Source organism: Thermosporothrix sp. COM3, assembly GCF_059696735.1.
The window spans coordinates 4,322,034-4,339,957 of record NZ_AP019376.1 but is presented as its reverse complement, the minus strand read 5'-3'; the positions used below and the strand labels follow the sequence as shown (position 1 = coordinate 4,339,957).

The window sequence follows — 17,924 nt, the reverse complement described above, 5'->3', positions numbered from 1 at the left end:
GGCTTGCTGTCTGGAGACCTGGAGAGTGAGGCGAATCATGTATCCGATCCGTTTAAAGCGAGCATATGAAGCGCCTGACGAAAGCGATGGCACGCGTGTCCTGGTAGAACGGCTCTGGCCCAGAGGTGTTTCAAAGGCAAAGGCGCATATTGATCTCTGGCTGAAAGACATTGCGCCCAGTACCGACCTGCGCCACTGGTATGGCCATGAGCCAGAAAAGTTCCCTGAGTTTCGGCAGCGCTACGAAGCCGAGTTACATGAGGGCGCAGCACATGATGCGCTCAATCGTTTGCGTGAAATGACACAGCAACAGCCTGTCACGCTGGTTTATGCCACGAAAGATGCAGAGCATAGCAGCGCAGCAGTATTATATGATATCTTACAACAACAGCAATAATAGCTGGCCAGGTCTGTAGGGAGGCCTTCTCTCTCTACAGGCCTGCTTTGTTTATCGGCAGAACTGGCATTTCAACGGTAACTGGGTTGCGGTTGGGGTCGGTCCGGGCGTGGGAAAGGCATACAGAGGACGCTCCGTGTAGGGAAACATCGGCGCGACCAGCAAGAGTAACAGAAGGCAGGCAGCCACAATTAGAAGTGCGCTCCCGAGAAACAGCAACTGCTTGCGATGAATAACCATATGATCTCCCTCTTTTTACTGTGGCTTTCCTTCATTGCGATGATCTCAGAATCTGTATGAGTGCTATTGTATTGATATATGGATATGTTTTGAAAGCAAATAGCCGCTTTGTCATACACGAGTGAGATCCCTATAGGAGATGCTGGTGAGGCCCAGGTTGTTTGTTGTCGGGAAACATGGTATGCTCTGGAATAGATGTTCTCATTTTCAGGAGAAGGAGTAGACTGTGCAGGCCCATCACGATGAATATGTATTTGGATGGGACCCGACGCCCGGTATTGTTTCGGTCTGGGCGAATCGCCAGGGTAGAGTGTTGTACTGGCGCAGGGTGCGGGATGAGGAGGGAAACGAGCGGGTGCTTTGTGTACGAGATCGGTTTCGTCCCTGGATTCTGGCAACCTCGCTGGATGACGTCTCGCACCTGGGGTCCGATCTGGTGGAGGAAGGGCGCGGGGGAACGAGTCGGACGGTCTGGTATCGGGAATTGCAGGGGGAAGAGGGGAGCTATCGTTTTTTGCTCTCCGCCTTTGATGGGCGCACGCTGGAACAGGCTATTCTTGAGGGGGCCTCGCTGCGCTTGCAACGTGCAGTCAAAACGGTACAGGAGTTGCCCGACGCCTATTACAGAGTTGGCCCGGTCGAGCAATATCTGATTGGAAGCGGACGCGTCTATTTTCGGGGATTGCACTATGACGATCTGCATCGGCTCCAATTTGATCTTGAGACCACAGCGCTGGATCCACATCGCGGGCGTATCTTCCTGATCGCAGTTCGTGACAATCGGGGTCTTGCTGAGGTGCTGGAGGCGCCGCATCCCGAAGATGAGAAGCGCTTGCTACAGACCTTCTGTCAGCTTGTGCGCGAGCGTGACCCTGATATTCTGGAAAACCATAACCTCTTTGGCTTTGATCTTCCATTTCTTGAGCATCGAGCACTGATCCATGATATTTCGCTTGATATCGGGCGTACAGGTTTTGATGGTGCTCCTATGCTTCTTGAGCGCTATGAAGAAACACTGGCAATCGGCCCGGAGGCACGCAAGCGAACGCGCTATAGTGTTGGCGGGCGCGAACTCATCGATACGCTTGACGCGGTGCGTCGCCATGATTTTGTGGTGCGGGCACTCCCGAGCTATGGCCTGAAAGATGTGGCGCGTTATTTTGGGCTGGCCTCGCAGGAACGCGTCTATATTGAGGGGAGCGAGATTTTCGCACGGTATCAACGCGAGCCGGAGCGGGTCAGGCGCTATGCCCTCGATGATGTCTCCGAAGTTGATGGCCTCTCAAAACGCCTTCAGGGGGCGCCATTTGCCCTCGCTGGTATGGCACCCCGTCGTTATGAACGCCTGGCCTCTGCCGGGCCTGCTATGGGCATTTTAGAGCCAATGTTGGTCAGGGCCTACCTGCGTCGAGAAACAGCTTTGCCGGGTTCGGGACAACGGGTGTTGAGTGGAGACCTGCACGAAGGCGGTGCGGTGCGGCTCTTTGCCAGCGGCGTGGCCCGTAATGTGGTCAAGGCGGATGTTGCTTCACTCTATCCATCGCTGATGCGTACATTTCAGATTGGGCCCTCGTGTGATCGCCTGGGCGTTCTTCTCAGCATTCTGGACCGGCTGACCGACTTACGTTTAGAGCAGAAAGCCGCGGCGCGAGAGGCGGTGCCAGACTCGATTGAGGCAAACCATTATGAGGCGACGCAGGCCGCGATGAAGATCCTCATCAATTCGGCCTATGGCTACATGGGTGCTGGCTCAATGGCGCTCTTTGCTGATAGTCAGGCGGCGTCGGAGGTGACACGTCGAGGGCGGGCGATCCTTGCTCAGGTCTTGCAGGCGCTGGAGAAGCGAGGTATGGTGCTGATTGAGGCCGATACTGATGGTGTCTATTTCGCTGTACCAGATCACTGGAATGCCGAGCAGGAGCAGCGTCTTGTGGCTGAGATTGGCGCGGAGCTGCCGGCGGGCATTCGGTTGGAATATGAAGGGCGCTATCAGGCTATGCTCAGTCACGAGGTGAAAAATTATGCTTTGCTTACCTACTCGGGGGAGCTGATCGTGCGTGGGGTGGCGTTGCGGTCAAGCCGGGTGGAGCCATTTGGCGAGCGTTTTTTGTTGCAGGCGCTTCGCTGTACCTTGTTGGGTGATATTTCCGGGGTGCGCAACGCCTACCTTGAAACGGTTGACGCGCTTCGCATGAAGCGGCTCCCCGCAATTGATGTTGCGACCCGGGTTCGGCTTTCCAAGACGCCAGAAGAGTATCTGGCGCAGCGCAAGAAGCATCTGGAACCCGCCTACGAGGCTCTGCTTCAGGCCGGACGGCGGAAATGGTTTCCAGGAGAGCGGGTGCGCTTCTATCGTGCCAGAAATCGTCAGTATGTCTGGATTCCAGAGGAAACAGCCGAGACCGCCACACATAACGACTGGGAACAGCCTCCGGGGAATGCGAACGAGCTTCGAGACCGCCGTGATTATGATACAGAGCACTATATTCAGGTGCTGAAGAACTCCTACGCGAAGCGCCTACAGAAGGCTTTTACCCCCGAGGATTATCATGCGCTTTTCAGCAATGAGCAGCCAGGTCTGTTTGATGGGATCTTTGAGCGACCGCTTGAGTGTATTCAGCCCATTTTGAAGCGTGAGGAGACCATTTGATCTGTGCTTAAAGCACAAGGCTTCCCGTGTCGGCTTGTTACAGGCGGTATTCCCCTGACAGGAATACCGCCCGGACCGTTTAAAGGGTAACGGTGATCCCCCACAGGCTTCGCGTGGTCTCGCCTGGTTGCAGAATCTGGAGGCCCAGACCGTTATTAAAGGCGTTGGCGGCGCAGGTGTATGGCTCAATGGCAAGGCCGCGCCGCCGTTCGTTTTCGGGCAGAGGATCGCCGGTGAAGACTTGCACATAACGGTACGACTCATCCAGAAAGAGGGTCACTGTGGGGTGGCCCTGAGCGGTCGAGAGGCTGATGCGGGCGAAGCCATCCGTGTCGCGTTCCAGATCAGCAAAACCGGTGTCCAGTTCAAGAGCCCCGATTTTGCGTGTCTGGCGAAAATCATAGCTGGTTCCTTCAACGGGAAGAGGCTTCGGATCGGGAATCATACGCTCATTGGTCTGAAAATAAGAGCGTGCTGGAAGGCGCAAGGTTGCACAGTTGACTCGCTCGGTGCCTACCGTAAAGTAGGGATGGTGCCCGATGCCATAGGGAAGCGGTGTCGGGCCGACATTCTGCGCGGTTGTTTCAATTTCCAGGCCCCGCTCGGTGAGTTTGTAGGTATGCTGTAACGCAAGCAGAAAGGGGTAGCCTTCCTGAACATGGAGCGTCAGCGCAAACGTGACCTGATCCTTTTCGCGCTGACTGATGTGCCAGTTCATCCAGCGTGTAAAGCCGTGGATGGCGTGATTGCGTGGAAGCTCATTGATGGGAAGCTGATATGTCTTTCCCTGGAAGGTATAGCGTCCGTCTTCTACACGGTTAGGCCAGGGTAAGAGCACCTGTCCACGTCCTGCCTGAGCGCTCTCCTGCTCAGGGTAGGTGTCCAGAAACTCGCGGCCCGCGACACGCAGAGAGCGCAGCCCGGCCCCGACCTCAGTGAGCACTGCCTGCATATTTCCGCGACGGATTTCAATTTGTTGACCCATTGGAAGGGTCTGACCCTGTGTCGATGCGCCTGATATCATCACTTTTCCCCTTCTCATTTTCGGTAAAAGCCAGTGTATGAGTCTATAAAAAGTATACTGCTTTTCGCGTAGTCTCACCAGTCAGAATGCTGATAAACACGGTCTGGGTGCCTTTTGAGGGAGGAGTGAAGCGGGGAGAAAGTTGGTAGGCGTGATACTGGCATGCTATAATACAGAAGAATTGTTTGACGAATACTGGCCGTTTCTCAGGACTACAAAAGAGAAGCTCATCTAGAAAAACGAATAGTGGTGAATGAAAGGTATGTGGTGATTATGGTGTATTTGTGTAGGATAGATGAGCGCCAACCCCTTTGATGCTAATTTATCTATGCCCATTTGTTTTTGCTTGCTCGTATCCAGGCATGTACGTTATTTTTTTGCCTGTGCATATGGCGTCTGGAGCTGCTATGATTCGATAATAAAAGAATGGGCAAGAAAAAAAGAGGAACTTTTATCTAAACAGGTGAATTATGGAGACTGTTTTTACTGATATACCGGCTATGAGTGAGAGTGAGACCGGGGAAGATGGGTTGTCACAACATGTTGTAGAGCGTCTGTTTTTCCTCTGTCAAGAGGCTTCTGCTCGTGCCTCGCATCTACAACAGAGCGTGCTGGCGTGTTTTACTCTATCAGTCAAACGGTATGATCCGCTCCATGTATTTTACGCTTTTCGGCGTATGGAAATGGGGGAACGCTTCTTCTGGGAGGTTCCGGCAACCGGTCAGGCACTTATTGGTGTAGGGAGCGCCGTAACGATTAACGCACAGGGGGCGAACCGTTTCGACGATGCCGCTGAGGCGGTACGCTTCTATCAAGATCATGCATTAGTAGCGGGTGATGAGTACAGCCCGCTCTTTTTTGGTGGTTTTCGCTTTGATCCGCAACGTCCCCCTACTGAGCTCTGGCATGGTTTCCCGGAAGGATTACTGATCTTGCCGCGTTTTCTGTATCAGTGTCACCCCGGGCGTGAGCAGGCAACACTCACGTTGCATATGCTGATCGAGCCTGAGACCGCGATTGAACCTCTCTCTACTCTGTTCATTGAACAATTGCGGCGTTTTAACGCAATAGTTGCATCGATACCTGTACACAGATTCCTGCAAGCAAATGACGAAGTTACGCCGCTTCGTATCTCCAATGTGTTGCCGCCACAGGAGTGGATGGGCATTGTGGCGAAGGCTGTCGAGAAGATGCAACGGGGTGAGTATCAGAAGGTTGTGCTGGCGCGCGCAGTTGAGGCCAGCCGCGAACTTCCCTTTGATATTGAAGCGACATTGGCCCGGTTGCGCGTGAACTATCCGAATACCTTTGTATTCGCGATCCAGCGAGGGAACAAGTATTTTGTTGGAGCGACGCCCGAGCGGTTGGCGCGTGCCCACAACGGTTTGATCGAGACAATGGCCCTGGCCAGTTCTGCACCACGAGGGAAGACGGAAGCAGAAGACCGGATGTTTGAGCGTGAGCTGGAACGACCCAAAACCATGCATGAGCACTTGATTGTAGTTGATATGATCCGTTCTGCCCTGGAACAGATTTGCTCTGAGGTCACGGTTGATAAAAAACCGCAGTTGCTCAAGCTCAAGAATATTCAGCATTTGCACACGCATATTGCCGGTCGATTGTTGCCGGGGTGCTATGTACTGGATGTCATGAAAGACCTGCATCCGACGCCTGCTGTGGGTGGATTTCCTCGTGAAAAGGCTCTGGAAGAGATTCGCCTGCATGAGAAGCTGGATCGCGGCTGGTATGCCGGTCCGATTGGTTGGGTAGATGGTAACGGGAACGGTGAGTTTGCTGTTGCTCTGCGCTCTGCACTGATCGATGGGCAGAAAGCAACGCTCTTTGTTGGAAATGGTATGGTTGCCGATTCCGATCCAGAAAGCGAATTCCGCGAGACCTGTTTGAAAACCCCTGTTATGTTACGTGGTCTCGGTGGTGAATGCGAATAAGAAAGAAGTAAAGGCGTTATGACTGAGATTCAATCGAAGAACCAACCCGAGAACCCCACCTTTGCCTATGTCGGGGCATTTGTTGATGAACTGCAACGTTCAGGTGTGCATCACATCGTTTTCTGCCCGGGGTCACGTTCAACGCCATTAGCCATCGCTTTCGCGCAACATCCAACTATTCGCACCTGGCTGCATATTGATGAGCGTTCTGCTGCCTTCTTTGCATTGGGCCTGGCGAAGCGCCTGACCGCGCCCGTTGCGTTGCTCTGTACGTCGGGGACTGCGGCTGCCAATTTTCTGCCTGCGGTTGTCGAGGCGAAGTTGACGCATATTCCTCTGTTGATTCTGACTGCTGATAGACCCCATGAGTTGCGTGAGTGTGGTGCACCGCAGGCAATCGACCAGAATCGCATTTATGGCACCCACGTGAAATGGTATCAGGAGGCGGCCTTACCCGAAGCAACCAACACAGGATTGCGCTATATTCGGACACTGGCCTGTCGCGCAGCAGCACTTACAATGGCTTTTCCGGCTGGCCCAGTACATCTGAACTTCCCTTTCCGTGAGCCGTTGACGCCCGATCCGCAACCGTTGCCGCCCCTTGAGCAACGTGACCCGATCGCCTGGAATGGGCGTCCAGATGGTGAGCCCTATGTCACCGTAAGCGAGGCGCATTCCAGCCCCTATGTGGAGATCACCGCAGGCGATCGTTTTGTTGAGCTTGCGCGGAAGATGGCAGAGACACCGCGCACCCTGATTGTGGTCGGTCCTCATCTGCACCCACGGCTTCCGGTCATGCTGGCGGCAATGGCTCGCGCCTGGAGGATTCCGGTGCTGGCTGATCCTCTGTCCCAGTTGCGAGGCGGCCCAACGCTCTATGATCATATCATCACCAGCTATGACGCGTTCTTGCGCGATGCGGCCTTTATTGAACAGGCGGCTCCCGAGTTAATTATCCGCTTTGGGGCGATGCCTGTTTCAAAGCCTCTGCTGCTCTACATGAAGCGCTATAAAGACTGCCCTCAGGTTGTGATTGATGGGTACAGTGACTGGCCTGAGCCAACGCAGCTCGCTTCTGAGGTGATTCAGGCTGACCCGGTGGCGGTGGCGCAATATCTCTTCCACGCGGTCAAATCCTATGCGGAAGAGCCACAGCAGAGCCCGGGTGATATCGCATGGCTGCGGCTCTGGCAGCGCGCCGATAGCGTGACGAGGCAGACCTTGCGACAGACAATGGAACACTTTGAGGAGCCATTTGAAGGGCGATTGTTCACTGAGCTGGCCGAAACACTTCCCGCGAACTCGATTCTCTTTGCGGGCAACAGTATGCCTGTGCGTGACCTGGATACCTTCTTCTGGCATACTGAAAAGCCGGTCGCGATTTATGGCAATCGGGGAGCAAATGGCATTGATGGCGTGGTGTCGACCGCGCTTGGTATCAGTGCTGCGACCACGGCGACCGGAGAAAAAGAACCGGTCTTTCTGGTGATCGGTGATCTCTCCTTTTTTCACGATATGAATGGTCTGCTCGCGGCGCATTTGCATAAACTCGATCTGACTATCATTCTGGTGAATAATGATGGTGGTGGTATCTTCTCGTTCCTGCCTCAGGCCGCGCACCCCGAGCATTTTGAGGCGTTATTCGGGACGCCAACTGGACTGGAATTCCATCATGTCGTTGAGATGTACAATGGAAACTATGCGCTTGTCTCTGATTGGAGCGAGTTCCGCGCTTTTGTTGAGCAGAGTGTTGAAATGGGTGGTCTGCACGTAATTGAGCTTCGGACCGAGCGCGAGAGCAATGTGCAGATGCATCGACAGCTCTGGCAGGCGGTCAGCGGGGCGCTGGCGCAACTGCATGATACCAATACTGAGAGCCTGTACGAGGAAGAGCGCCTACCCGAAAAACAACAACTGGACGAGGCCGACGTCATCTCCGGGGAGGCCATCTTCGAGCCAGTACAGGAGGGCGACGACGACTTCGATCTGTTGGAGCAAGATGACCGATGAGGATTGCAGTAAATGGTGTCCATCTCAACGCGGAATGGTATGGCCATGAGCAACACCCGCCACTGGTGCTGTTGCATGGTTTTACCGGGAGCACGGCGACGTGGCGCCCCCTGTTTGCCGGGCTGGCTCGGTATCAGCTTCGCCTGATCGCGCTGGATATGCTCGGGCATGGAGCCTCTGACGTGCCTGCCGATCCAGAGCGCTACAGGATGGAGCATTGTCTTGAAGATATTCTGGCCGTTTTGCGCACGCTTGGCATTCGCGAAGGCGAGGCTGCACTATTGGGCTATTCAATGGGGGGGCGCATCGCCCTCTATTGCGCTTTCTCTGGCTTCTTCCGTGCGGTCATTCTAGAAAGTGCATCGCCCGGGCTGGCAGATCCTCAGGCGCGAATAGAACGGCAGCGCAGCGATGAGGCTCTAGCGGAGCGGATTGAGCGCGAGGGCGTGCCTGCCTTTGTCAACTACTGGGAGCGGCTCCCGTTGTTTGCTTCACAGCAATCGCTCTCGGAGGCGCGACAGCAGGCGCTTCGGGCTCAGCGGCTCCAGAACAGTGCCCTGGGACTGGCAAATAGCCTGCGTGGTGTGGGCACGGGCGTACAGCCAGCTTTACATGAGCGGCTATCGTCATTAACCATCCCGGCGCTCTTGTTAACCGGTGAGCTGGATACCAAATTCTGCACAATTGCGGAGATGATGGCCGGTCGGCTTCCCCGAGTCGAATGGCAACGGGTTGCGGGAGCAGGCCATGCTATTCATCTCGAACGACCAGAGGCATACAACCAGTATGTAGGACAATTCTGCACAAAGGTGCTAAGATGAAGAAGGGGGGCAGTTTCCTGCTACCCTGGAAATTCCTAGTTTAGTCAGGAGATGAAGTATTATGGCTGTCGAATGGCAGAAAGTATGTGATTATCAGGACATTATTTTCGAGAAGGCTGAGGGCATTGGGAAGATCACCATCAATCGTCCTGAGGTGCACAACGCCTTCCGTCCAGAAACGCTGTCTGAAATGATCGATGCTTTTAATCGCTGTCGTGAGGATCAGGAGATTGGCGTTGTGATTCTGACCGGTGCTGGCGGTCGTGCCTTCTGCTCCGGTGGCGATCAGCGCGTACGCGGCGAGGGGGGATATGTTGGAGGTGACGGCGTGCCCCGCCTGAATGCGCTTGATTTGCAGCGTGTCATTAAATATCTGCCCAAGCCCGTTATCGCAATGGTTGCAGGTTACGCGATTGGTGGCGGACATGTGCTGCATGTTCTCTGTGACTTGACCATTGCTGCTGACAATGCTCGTTTTGGTCAGACAGGCCCGAAAGTCGGCAGCTTTGACGCCGGTTGGGGAGCTACCTATCTGGCCCGCATCGTCGGCCATAAGAAGGCCCGCGAGATCTGGTATTTGTGCCGCCAGTATAGCGCTCAGGAAGCGCTGGACATGGGTCTCGTCAATGCAGTTGTGCCTCTGGAGCAACTGGAAGAAGAGACCGTGAAATGGGCGAAAGAGATTCTGGCGAAGAGCCCCATTGCGATTCGCTTCCTCAAGGCTGCCTTCAATGCTGATACCGATGGCCTGGCTGGTATTCAGGATCTGGCCGGTGACGCGACCATGCTCTACTACATGACTGAGGAAGGCAAGGAAGGCAAAAACGCATTCCTTGAGAAGCGCAAGCCCGACTTCTCGAAGTTCCCACGCCTGCCATAAGGTAACCCATGAGTATTGTTGATATTCTCTGTCATCCGTACCGGATACCGCTACGCACGGGTGTTTCAACTGCTCATGGAAAGCTAGCTGTGCGCAGCGGTGCAATTCTTGAGGTACGTTCTGCGAGTGGGCACATCGGCTATGGCGATGCTGCCCCTCTCGCAGATTTTCATGCTGAAACGCTCGATTCTGTCTTGCAGTCGCTGACTCCATTGCTGACACAGCTTCAAGGACGTGAGCCTCTCGCCGCCCTTTCGACGCTCTATAACCTGCTCGATTCCGTCAAGTTGCCTTCTGCCACGGTGTTTGGTCTGGAGGTGGCCCTGCTCGATCTGGTCAGTAAGATGCGCGGCGTTCCGCTGTATAGCCAGCTCTTGCACGATTCCGGGAAAGGAAAGAGTGCCATTCCTGTCAATGCAGTTATCGGGGCGAGTGGCATTGATGAGACAGTGCAGGCCGCTCGAATGGCGGTCCAACGTGGGTTTCGCTGTCTGAAGCTCAAGGTGGCGAATGGATTGAGCGAAGAAGATGAAATTGCTCGCATCGCGGCGGTTCGGCAGGCCGTTGGATCAGATGTGGGGTTACGCCTTGATGCCAATGAGCACTGGGATTTTGAGCGTGCTGTCAGGGTGTTGAATGCTTGCGCCTCGTACGATATTCAGTATGTGGAGCAGCCATTCAGAGCCTATGATCTGGACAGCATGTATCGCTTGCGTCAGGAGGTGGCGATTCCCGTTGCTGCTGATGAGGCCGTCTATAACCTTGAGAATGCCCGACGTATTGTGGCCTGGGAGGCGGCTGATATTTTGATTATCAAGCCGCAGATGACAGGGGGTCTCTATATGTCGCGCCAGATTATTCATGAGGCAACGCGCCATAATGTTCAGTGTGTGGTAACGGATGCGATGGAAAGCGGAATCGGAGTTGTCGCAACCCTGCATCTTGCTGCGGCCTCGCCCGAAGTGACACTGCCTTGTGGGCTGGCGACGCTGGATCTGTTGGCTGATGACCTGCTATTGGAAGCCCTGCCGATCGAGCAGGGATCTATGACAGTACCTGCCGGTCCTGGTCTGGGAATGTCTCTTGATCAAGATGCTTTGAAAAAATATGCAGTGAAAGAGGTGAGGGGAGAGTGAAGGTAGAAACTCCTTCCATGACAACAACAACTGTGTTGCCCAATTGGCTCAAACGCTGTGCCGAGAATTACCCCACGCGTTGTGCTCTCACCTATGGTTCTGTTCATTGGAGCTTTGCTGAGCTAAATGCGCAGGTAGAACGGCTGGCGCGGCAGCTTGCCGGGGCTGGCGTGCAGGAGGGGAGTCGTGTCGCGTGTATGGCAATGAATGGCCCGGCGCTGGTGATCTGTGTCCATGCCCTGACACGCTTGAAGGCTATTCTTGTCCCGCTGAATATTCGTTTGTCGGTTCAAGAACTGTGCTGGCAGTTACAGGATGTTCGAGCTGATCTGCTGCTGTATGAGCCGCGGTTTGCAACGACGGTCGCGACCATTGCCGAGATGGTGCCGGGATTAAAGCAGCACGCGCTGCTGACCGGGAGCGAGGACGAGCGCTATGCCGTATGGCTTGAGGCGGCGACCGAGCAGGATGTCCCGCTAAGCGAAGAGATCTCGTTAAACGCGACACAGGCTATTATGTACACATCAGGTACTACCGGACATCCAAAGGGTGTTCTGATTACCTATGCTATGCAATGGTGGAATGCTGTTGGCTCGGCGTTGAATATGGGGCTGCATGCGCGTGATTGCTGGCTTGCCTGCATGCCATTGTTTCATATTGGTGGCCTTTCGATCCTGATGCGCAGTGTGATCTATGGTATCAGGATTTATGTGATGGAAAAGTTTGACGCTCAGGCTGTCAATCGGGCTATTTGCGAGGATGGTGTGACGATTATCTCGGTGGTGGCGGTCATGCTTCAGCGCATGCTGAACGCGTTAGATGAGGGACAGCGCTATCCTGAGACGTTTCGTTGTGCGCTACTCGGCGGAGGTCCTGCACCTTTACCTTTGCTGCAAGCGTGTGCGGCGCGCAATGTGCCCGTTGTGCAGACGTATGGCCTGACCGAAGCCTGTTCTCAGGCGGCAACGCTGGCCCCCGAGGATGCCTTGCGCAAGCTCGGGTCCGCTGGTAAACCTCTGTTGCCTGTGCAGTTGCGCATTTTGAACGATGGAGTGGAAGCAAAGCCCGGAGAGCCGGGAACTATCTACCTGAAAGGGCCAACAATCACCCCCGGCTATGATCATCGCCCTGACGCGACCAGTGAGGCGTTTTTTGACGGCTGGTTCTCGACCGGAGATATTGGATATGTGGATGCCGAAGGCTATCTTTATGTGCTTGATCGGCGTACAGATCTTATCGTTTCTGGTGGGGAAAATGTCTATCCAGCCGAGGTAGAAGCGGCTCTGCTGTCTCATCCCGCCGTGGCAGAGGTGGGAGTCTGTGGCCGAGAACATGTCCAGTGGGGACAGGTACCTGTGGCCTGTGTTTGCCTGCATCCCGGGGCTCAGGTCTCAGAAAGTGAGCTTCAACGCTATGCTGAACAGCGGCTTGCTCGCTATAAGGTGCCGAAGGCTATTTACTTTGTCTCTCAGTTGCCGCGTACCGCTTCTGGCAAGTTGGTGCGCCGCGATTTGAAGCTGTTGCTTCCTGAAGCCTGAAAGGCTATCAGGAGAAGCGGGGTCGCTCTGGCCTCGCTTTTTCTTTTGGGGAGCGAAGATGTCTCTGTTGGCTTCTTACTACAATGTGCAAACAAAAGTTCACAAATGTCACTCTTTCATTTCTCAGTTGTTTATCAGATATGTGACATAGAAGATACTCTAATATCATTTTAATAGGATTTGGACCATAAGTGTGTTATAGTTTCTAATAACGAATGGAAATCTGCTATGTATCGCTTGAAGCCGAGGAGGGCGGACACTATGCGTATCGCTGTCATCGAGAACGAATTGTCCATACAGGACATGTTGCGCTATGCATTAGAACTGGAAGGACACCGGGTTGATATATATGCGTGTATCCCAGATCAGTTCCTTAAGTGCGATCTTGTCATTATCGAGCCGGGAGAATACGGGCAGCATTTTCAGGTGGTCTTACACTGTATCGAGTATTATCGAGTTCCGGTCGTAATTCTGACCTTTTACGATTGGAACATTATTATGGCTCAGGAATATGGGGTTCCGGCTCTCCGCAAGTTGCCGTTTCGTCTCTCCTTGTTTCTGGAATATGTCAATATGTTTCAAGACAGCACCGTGAGTCGGCTGAAGGTCGGGTGAACGCTTGTAGGGAACATGTGCTTTTTGCTATACTGCTCTTCGGGCGTCTGTATGTGACGGTCAATCTCAAGTAGAAAGAGGGGTAACTCGGGTCATGGTGACACCGGTTCTGGCTACGCTCGGGTATATTCTGTCTCCTGATGGCAAGCAGGTTTTGATGATCCACCGGAACAAACGGCCTGATGATCTCCATTATGGGAAATATAATGGCCTGGGTGGACGGCTTGAGGTCGGAGAGGATGTGGCAACCTGCATGAAGCGGGAAATTCGTGAAGAGTCTGGTCTGGAAGTGGATCAGATGACTCTGCGGGGGTCGATTATGTGGCAGGGCTTCGGTAAACAGGGGCAGGACTGGTTCGGCTTCATTTTCCGTATCGATCGCTGGCATGGCGAGCAGCATTCCGGGAACGCTGAAGGCTCGCTGGTATGGGTTCCGCTGGATTCTCTGGCTACGCTTCCTATGTGGCCAAGCGACAGATATTTTTTGCCGATGGTGTTCGATCAGGATGAGCGTCCTTTTCATGGTCATATGCTTTTCCGCAATGGTGAGTGCCTGAGCTGGACATACCAGCGGTAAGCTTGACGGGGCATGGTACAATAAGATCGCTCCGGGTGAATCCCTTCTCTTGCAGGTGAGCGCTGCGAAAAGTCTGAAAAATTCCCAGACAAAGCTATTGACAAGCTTTAAAGAACCTGCTAATATGTTGGAGAAAGGTGATGAGCCTGACGTACGGAGAGGTCGCATAGTGGCCTAGTGCGGCGGTTTGCTAAACCGCTGAGGGGTATTCCCCCTCCGAGAGTTCGAATCTCTCCCTCTCCGCCAGAAAGAGCGCATATTCAATATGTGCTCTTTAGTTCCCTTAGGGGAGTAGCTCAATTGGTAGAGCACCCGACTCCAAATCGGGCGGTTGCGAGTTCGAGTCTTGTCTCCCCTGCCAGGAAAACCTCTCTGTATCTCACACAGAGAGGTTTCTTTTTTTGCCCAGTTACTGCATCATTTCGACCCATTGTGCTCGCCAATCCGGAGCAGTATACGGTTCAGGCCAGTAATCAACCTCTTTGACAATCAGACTATCCCGTAGCTCAAAAAAAGAGATCGCGGTTTCCTGTTGACCCTGAAAGGCCATTGTGCAGAGGGTCACCGCTTCGTTCTCGCTTGCCAGAATACGGTGAATGGTGATGGTCCATTCTCCGGGGTAATTTGCATTCACGGCAATGTAATTTTCCTTGCCGCGAATCCGCTCCCTCGTTTGCGGCCACTCACAGGTGAAGTCATCATGAAGAAATACTGCCAGATCCTCGAAGCGTCTTTCGCTCATAGTCTGCCAGAAGCGTTCTATCAGGTCATGAGATGAATGCATTGCCTGCTTTCCTTTCTTTTGCTATTTTTCTATTATAGAAGAGATGTTCTATTTCGTAAAGTGGAAATATGGGACAAAAACGAACCTTTTTTCTTCCTTATCCGTAAATGAAGTAGCGATCAACGGAAGGAGCGCAATCTATGAGCGGAAGGAGCATAGTTATATGAGTGAACAGACAGGGAACGAAGCAAAAGGACGCAGTATCGTTGCGTATACCGATAGAGGGCGTTGGGTTAAGTCGAATGTGCGCAATCTGGCTACCGGAGCCGGACTGGCGTTTCTGGCGACACGGAAAGGCGCGAACTTCCTGATCAAAACAATCTCCTCAACATCGCGGGGTCTCCTGATGGTCTGGGGTCTGGGCAATGTGCCGGCCCTGTTTCATATGTTGAGTACAAAACCTCTGGTAGTCGTGGATGAGGAGGGCATCCGGTACAATCTCCCTGCGCTTGGTCCGATAGAGCTTGGTGGCTTCCTGCCGTGGAACGAGATAGCCGGCCTCTATCTTGCTGATATCTCGGCTTTACAGCAGGGCAAGGCACAGAAAGTGCTCTGTGTGCTTCCCAGAAACAAGGAGACGTTCCTTCAACGTGGGAGCCTGGTAACACGCAAGGTGCGCGGCTTTATGAATAATATGGTCGGTTCACCTTTCTGTATTCTAGATTCTGGCGGCGTTACGCTGTCGCCCGAAGAGATCCTGAACCGTATCAGAACATCGTTTGCTGACAAGCTGGAAGAGCATCGCATTGTGCTTGGCGATGAGCGCAAGGTGGCGATGCCCCGCTAGGGCAACTAGAAGAGAGAGCAGACAAATCCTTGTTCGAGGGATACTGTCTGCTCTCTTTTTTCTGTCTTAGTGCTGAGACGCGTAGAAATCATCGACGGCCTGGATTGCAGTGCCTCGGGTAACGGGATAACCGCTCTCAGGGAGCACATGTTCCAGCGCTTCCAGCACGGTATAGACGTTCTGGCTATTGGCGTTGTAGCCCATCAGACCGATGCGGATCAGGCGACCCTGAAGGGCGCCAAAACCACCGCCAATCTCGATGTTATAACGCGAGAGCAGGGTTTTGCGGATATGCATTTCGTCAACGCCTTCCGGGAGCAGGATAGCCGTCAGGACAGGTAACTCATAGCCGGGCTCGGTGAGAATCCGCAGGCCAAGCGCCTTGATTCCTGCTTTTAGAGCATCTCCATGCAACTGATGTCGAGCAAAACGGGCTTCCAATCCTTCCTCACAGGTGATGCGGAGGGCTTCGCGCATGCCATACACCAGATTGCTGCAGATCGTGTGATGGTAGGTGTGATCTCCGTTCCAGTAGCGGTTCAGGGCTTCCAGATTCAGATAGTAGCTTTGAACTGGCTTGCGGCGTTTCTTGATGGTTTCAAGCGCTCGTTCGTTCAAGGTAACGGGTGCAAGGCCGGGGAGCGCCCCCAGACATTTTTGGCTGCCCGCATAGCAGGCGTCAATTTTCCATTCATCGACTTTGACAGGGATACCGCCCAGGCCGCAAACCGCGTCAACCACAAAGAGTGCTCCGTGCGCGTGCGTGACACGTTCCAGCTCCTCAAGTGGCTGCCTTAAGCCGGTCGAGGTCTCGGCGACAGCGGTCGCAAAGAGCTTGACACCCGGGTTCTCCTGAAACGCCTTTTCAAGCGTGGCAGCTTCAAGCGGCTTGCCTGGCTCAGTTTCCAGATTGATGACTGTTGCACCGACACGTGAGGCGATGTCCACAATGCGTCCGCTGAAGAAGCCCAGGCTACCAGCGATCAGGGTGTCGCCTTCTTCGAGCAAATTACTGAGCACAGCTTCCGCACCCGAAAAGCCTGAGCCAGAAACACAGAGCGTCATGTCATTCTTTGTCTGGAACACCTCTCGTAGCAGGGCGGCTGTCTCTTCCAGAATGGTGAACATCTCGGGATCGAGGTGCCCGAGCTGGGGCGCAGAGGAGATTCGTAACACGCGTGGATCGACATTGCAGGGGCCAGGGCCGAGCAAGAGGCGATAGGGCGGATTGAGTTCAGGTATTTGCGATCGGGATGGGGTTATCTGGGTCATTGTAATGAGAGCCTACCTTTCCTTGCATACTGAAGAACACACCTCGACACTGAAGCGTGGCATCCGTTGCATAATTTATGATTTTCGATACATTTGTCAGCATATCACGAAAGAGCCGATGATTGTGCTATTGTTGATCCAGCACATCAGGATTCAGGATATTGGGCGGTACCTCCCCTTTCTGAAATGCCAGCAGGTTGTTCGCGGCTGTGGTTGCCATAAGGGAGCGCGTTTTCAGGGAAGCGCTACCAATATGGGGAGCCAGGACGACGTGTTCCATCTGCAAGAGCTCTGGTTCAATCGCCGGTTCGTTTTCAAATACGTCCAGTCCTGCACTGGCAATTTGGCCTGTCTGGAGCGCTCGGACAAGCGCCTTTTCGTCGATGATTGCACCTCTGGCGGTATTGATGAGAATGGCTTCGGGCTTCATCAGTGCAAACTCGCGCTCACCGATCAGATGATGTGTTTCTTGCGTATAGGGGCAATGCAGGCTGATAAAGTCGGACTCCTTCAGCAGCTCCTCGAACGAGACAAAGGTGAGGTTATAGCGCTGTTCTTCTTCCGCTGACAGGCGCGAGCGGTTGTGATACAGCACCCGCATGTTAAAGCCCGAGGCACGCCTGGCCATCGCCTGACCGATCCTGCCGGCCCCGATAATGCCCAGTGTCGCGCCGTAAACCTCTGCCCCACAAAACAGCAGTGGTTCCCAACCGGTAAAGCGCCCGGCACGTAAGAAGCGTTCAGACTCGGGGATGCGGCGCGCGGTCGCCAGAAGCAAGCCAAAAGCAAGGTCGGCGGTGGTGTCGGTCAACACTCCAGGGGTGTTACTGACCGCGATGCCAAGTCGGGTCGCGGTGGCAACATCGATATTGTTAAAGCCAACGGCCATATTCGCGATCATCTTGAGGCGCGGATTGGCGGCTGCACAGGTTTCCAGGAAACGTGCATCGATGGTATCTGTGAGCAGGCAGAAGAGATAGTCATGACCGGGAGCACGGTGGAGTAATTCATCATACGACCAGATGACCCCCTCCTCTTCGTTGGCCTCGACGATCCCGAAGGATTCAAGGATTGGATAGGCAGCGTCAGGAACCTTTTGTGTGACCAGGATCTTTGGTTTGTCAGACATCATTGCCTCCAGGAAAATAATGCGTGGACACGAAAGAGTGACGGAGGGTGGCGCTGTCTCTTTCTGGTGTCCCGGGTGCAGGGTGGTGGAACGCCAGACGCGGGGGTGTTCCACC

16 protein-coding genes and 2 tRNA genes are annotated in these 17,924 nt (G+C 53.9%); 13 read left to right on the top strand and 5 right to left on the bottom strand.

What is annotated here, in order from left to right:
• The first annotated feature begins 25 nt into the window (after positions 1 to 25).
• On the top strand, positions 26 to 397 hold the full coding sequence (locus KTH_RS18415; protein ID WP_497620403.1) for a DUF488 domain-containing protein: 372 nt from the start codon (positions 26 to 28) through the stop codon (positions 395 to 397).
• Positions 398 to 448: 51 nt separating this feature from the next.
• Here the strand turns inward: KTH_RS18415 and KTH_RS18410 are convergent, their stop codons facing one another.
• Positions 449 to 637 carry a hypothetical protein gene (locus tag KTH_RS18410; protein ID WP_111318776.1) on the bottom strand — a complete coding sequence of 63 codons (189 nt, stop codon included), beginning with the start codon at positions 635 to 637 and terminating at the stop codon, positions 449 to 451.
• Positions 638 to 863: 226 nt separating this feature from the next.
• Between KTH_RS18410 and KTH_RS18405 the strand changes: the two genes are divergently transcribed.
• Positions 864 to 3,287: a DNA polymerase domain-containing protein gene (locus KTH_RS18405; RefSeq protein ID WP_111318774.1), complete on the top strand. Its 2,424-nt coding sequence runs from the start codon at positions 864 to 866 to the stop codon at positions 3,285 to 3,287.
• A gap of 79 nt (positions 3,288 to 3,366) precedes the next feature.
• Here the strand turns inward: KTH_RS18405 and KTH_RS18400 are convergent, their stop codons facing one another.
• Positions 3,367 to 4,311: an aldose 1-epimerase family protein gene (locus tag KTH_RS18400; RefSeq protein WP_170142313.1), complete on the bottom strand. Its 945-nt coding sequence runs from the start codon at positions 4,309 to 4,311 to the stop codon at positions 3,367 to 3,369.
• A gap of 470 nt (positions 4,312 to 4,781) precedes the next feature.
• Here KTH_RS18400 and KTH_RS18395 point away from each other — a divergent pair, with 470 nt between their 5' ends.
• The 10 genes from KTH_RS18395 (at position 4,782) to KTH_RS18350 (ending at position 14,198) form a co-directional block, all read left to right on the top strand.
• Entirely contained in the window at positions 4,782 to 6,260 is a 1,479-nt protein-coding gene (locus KTH_RS18395; RefSeq protein ID WP_111318770.1) for an isochorismate synthase, read from the top strand.
• An 18-nt stretch (positions 6,261 to 6,278) separates the two neighbouring features.
• Positions 6,279 to 8,270, top strand: coding sequence for a 2-succinyl-5-enolpyruvyl-6-hydroxy-3-cyclohexene-1-carboxylic-acid synthase (menD, locus tag KTH_RS18390; RefSeq protein ID WP_111318768.1), 1,992 nt, complete (start codon positions 6,279 to 6,281; stop codon positions 8,268 to 8,270).
• Positions 8,267 to 9,091 (top strand): 2-succinyl-6-hydroxy-2,4-cyclohexadiene-1-carboxylate synthase, encoded by an 825-nt coding sequence (menH, locus tag KTH_RS18385; RefSeq protein WP_111318766.1) that lies wholly within the window; start codon positions 8,267 to 8,269, stop codon positions 9,089 to 9,091. Before menD ends, menH begins: the two co-directional genes overlap by 4 nt.
• Positions 9,092 to 9,152: 61 nt before the next feature.
• Positions 9,153 to 9,971 carry a 1,4-dihydroxy-2-naphthoyl-CoA synthase gene (gene menB / locus KTH_RS18380; protein WP_111318764.1) on the top strand — a complete coding sequence of 273 codons (819 nt, stop codon included), beginning with the start codon at positions 9,153 to 9,155 and terminating at the stop codon, positions 9,969 to 9,971.
• 8 nt (positions 9,972 to 9,979) lie between these two features.
• A complete protein-coding gene (menC, locus tag KTH_RS18375) occupies positions 9,980 to 11,107 on the top strand; it encodes an o-succinylbenzoate synthase (RefSeq protein WP_497620398.1) in 1,128 nt (375 codons plus the stop codon).
• Between the two features lie 17 nt (positions 11,108 to 11,124).
• Entirely contained in the window at positions 11,125 to 12,645 is a 1,521-nt protein-coding gene (locus tag KTH_RS18370) for an o-succinylbenzoate--CoA ligase (protein WP_497620396.1), read from the top strand.
• Positions 12,646 to 12,906: 261 nt separating this feature from the next.
• Positions 12,907 to 13,260 carry a DNA-binding response regulator gene (locus tag KTH_RS18365; RefSeq protein ID WP_497620395.1) on the top strand — a complete coding sequence of 118 codons (354 nt, stop codon included), beginning with the start codon at positions 12,907 to 12,909 and terminating at the stop codon, positions 13,258 to 13,260.
• Between the two features lie 94 nt (positions 13,261 to 13,354).
• A complete protein-coding gene (locus KTH_RS18360) occupies positions 13,355 to 13,837 on the top strand; it encodes an NUDIX hydrolase (protein ID WP_497620393.1) in 483 nt (160 codons plus the stop codon).
• A gap of 155 nt (positions 13,838 to 13,992) precedes the next feature.
• Positions 13,993 to 14,083: transfer RNA gene (locus tag KTH_RS18355), tRNA-Ser, on the top strand.
• A 39-nt stretch (positions 14,084 to 14,122) separates the two neighbouring features.
• Positions 14,123 to 14,198 (top strand) — tRNA-Trp (locus tag KTH_RS18350).
• Between the two features lie 48 nt (positions 14,199 to 14,246).
• Here KTH_RS18350 and KTH_RS18345 read toward each other — a convergent pair.
• Positions 14,247 to 14,621 (bottom strand): nuclear transport factor 2 family protein, encoded by a 375-nt coding sequence (locus KTH_RS18345; protein ID WP_497620391.1) that lies wholly within the window; start codon positions 14,619 to 14,621, stop codon positions 14,247 to 14,249.
• Positions 14,622 to 14,784: 163 nt separating this feature from the next.
• Between KTH_RS18345 and KTH_RS18340 the strand changes: the two genes are divergently transcribed.
• Positions 14,785 to 15,408 carry a hypothetical protein gene (locus tag KTH_RS18340; RefSeq protein WP_497620389.1) on the top strand — a complete coding sequence of 208 codons (624 nt, stop codon included), beginning with the start codon at positions 14,785 to 14,787 and terminating at the stop codon, positions 15,406 to 15,408.
• Positions 15,409 to 15,474: 66 nt separating this feature from the next.
• On the opposite strand, the gene KTH_RS18335 is transcribed toward KTH_RS18340, so the two are convergent.
• The gene (locus tag KTH_RS18335; RefSeq protein WP_497620387.1) at positions 15,475 to 16,680 is read right to left on the bottom strand and encodes a pyridoxal-phosphate-dependent aminotransferase family protein; all 1,206 of its coding nucleotides are present in this window, start codon (positions 16,678 to 16,680) and stop codon (positions 15,475 to 15,477) included.
• Positions 16,681 to 16,807: 127 nt separating this feature from the next.
• Positions 16,808 to 17,923: a 2-hydroxyacid dehydrogenase gene (locus tag KTH_RS18330; protein ID WP_497620385.1), complete on the bottom strand. Its 1,116-nt coding sequence runs from the start codon at positions 17,921 to 17,923 to the stop codon at positions 16,808 to 16,810.
• Position 17,924 lies beyond the last annotated feature (1 nt).

Bases quoted from the DNA above. Each gene is read 5' to 3' on its own strand.
- KTH_RS18410 (WP_111318776.1), bottom strand. From the start codon at position 637: ATGGTTATTCATCGCAAGCAGTTGCTGTTTCTCGGGAGCGCACTTCTA.
- KTH_RS18400 (WP_170142313.1), bottom strand. From the start codon at position 4,311: ATGATATCAGGCGCATCGACACAGGGTCAGACCCTTCCAATGGGTCAA.
- KTH_RS18395 (WP_111318770.1), top strand. From the start codon at position 4,782: ATGGAGACTGTTTTTACTGATATACCGGCTATGAGTGAGAGTGAGACC.
- menD (WP_111318768.1), top strand. From the start codon at position 6,279: ATGACTGAGATTCAATCGAAGAACCAACCCGAGAACCCCACCTTTGCC.
- menH (WP_111318766.1), top strand. From the start codon at position 8,267: ATGAGGATTGCAGTAAATGGTGTCCATCTCAACGCGGAATGGTATGGC.
- menB (WP_111318764.1), top strand. From the start codon at position 9,153: ATGGCTGTCGAATGGCAGAAAGTATGTGATTATCAGGACATTATTTTC.
- menC (WP_497620398.1), top strand. From the start codon at position 9,980: ATGAGTATTGTTGATATTCTCTGTCATCCGTACCGGATACCGCTACGC.
- KTH_RS18370 (WP_497620396.1), top strand. From the start codon at position 11,125: ATGACAACAACAACTGTGTTGCCCAATTGGCTCAAACGCTGTGCCGAG.
- KTH_RS18365 (WP_497620395.1), top strand. From the start codon at position 12,907: ATGCGTATCGCTGTCATCGAGAACGAATTGTCCATACAGGACATGTTG.
- KTH_RS18360 (WP_497620393.1), top strand. From the start codon at position 13,355: ATGGTGACACCGGTTCTGGCTACGCTCGGGTATATTCTGTCTCCTGAT.
- KTH_RS18345 (WP_497620391.1), bottom strand. From the start codon at position 14,621: ATGCATTCATCTCATGACCTGATAGAACGCTTCTGGCAGACTATGAGC.
- KTH_RS18340 (WP_497620389.1), top strand. From the start codon at position 14,785: ATGAGTGAACAGACAGGGAACGAAGCAAAAGGACGCAGTATCGTTGCG.
- KTH_RS18335 (WP_497620387.1), bottom strand. From the start codon at position 16,680: ATGACCCAGATAACCCCATCCCGATCGCAAATACCTGAACTCAATCCG.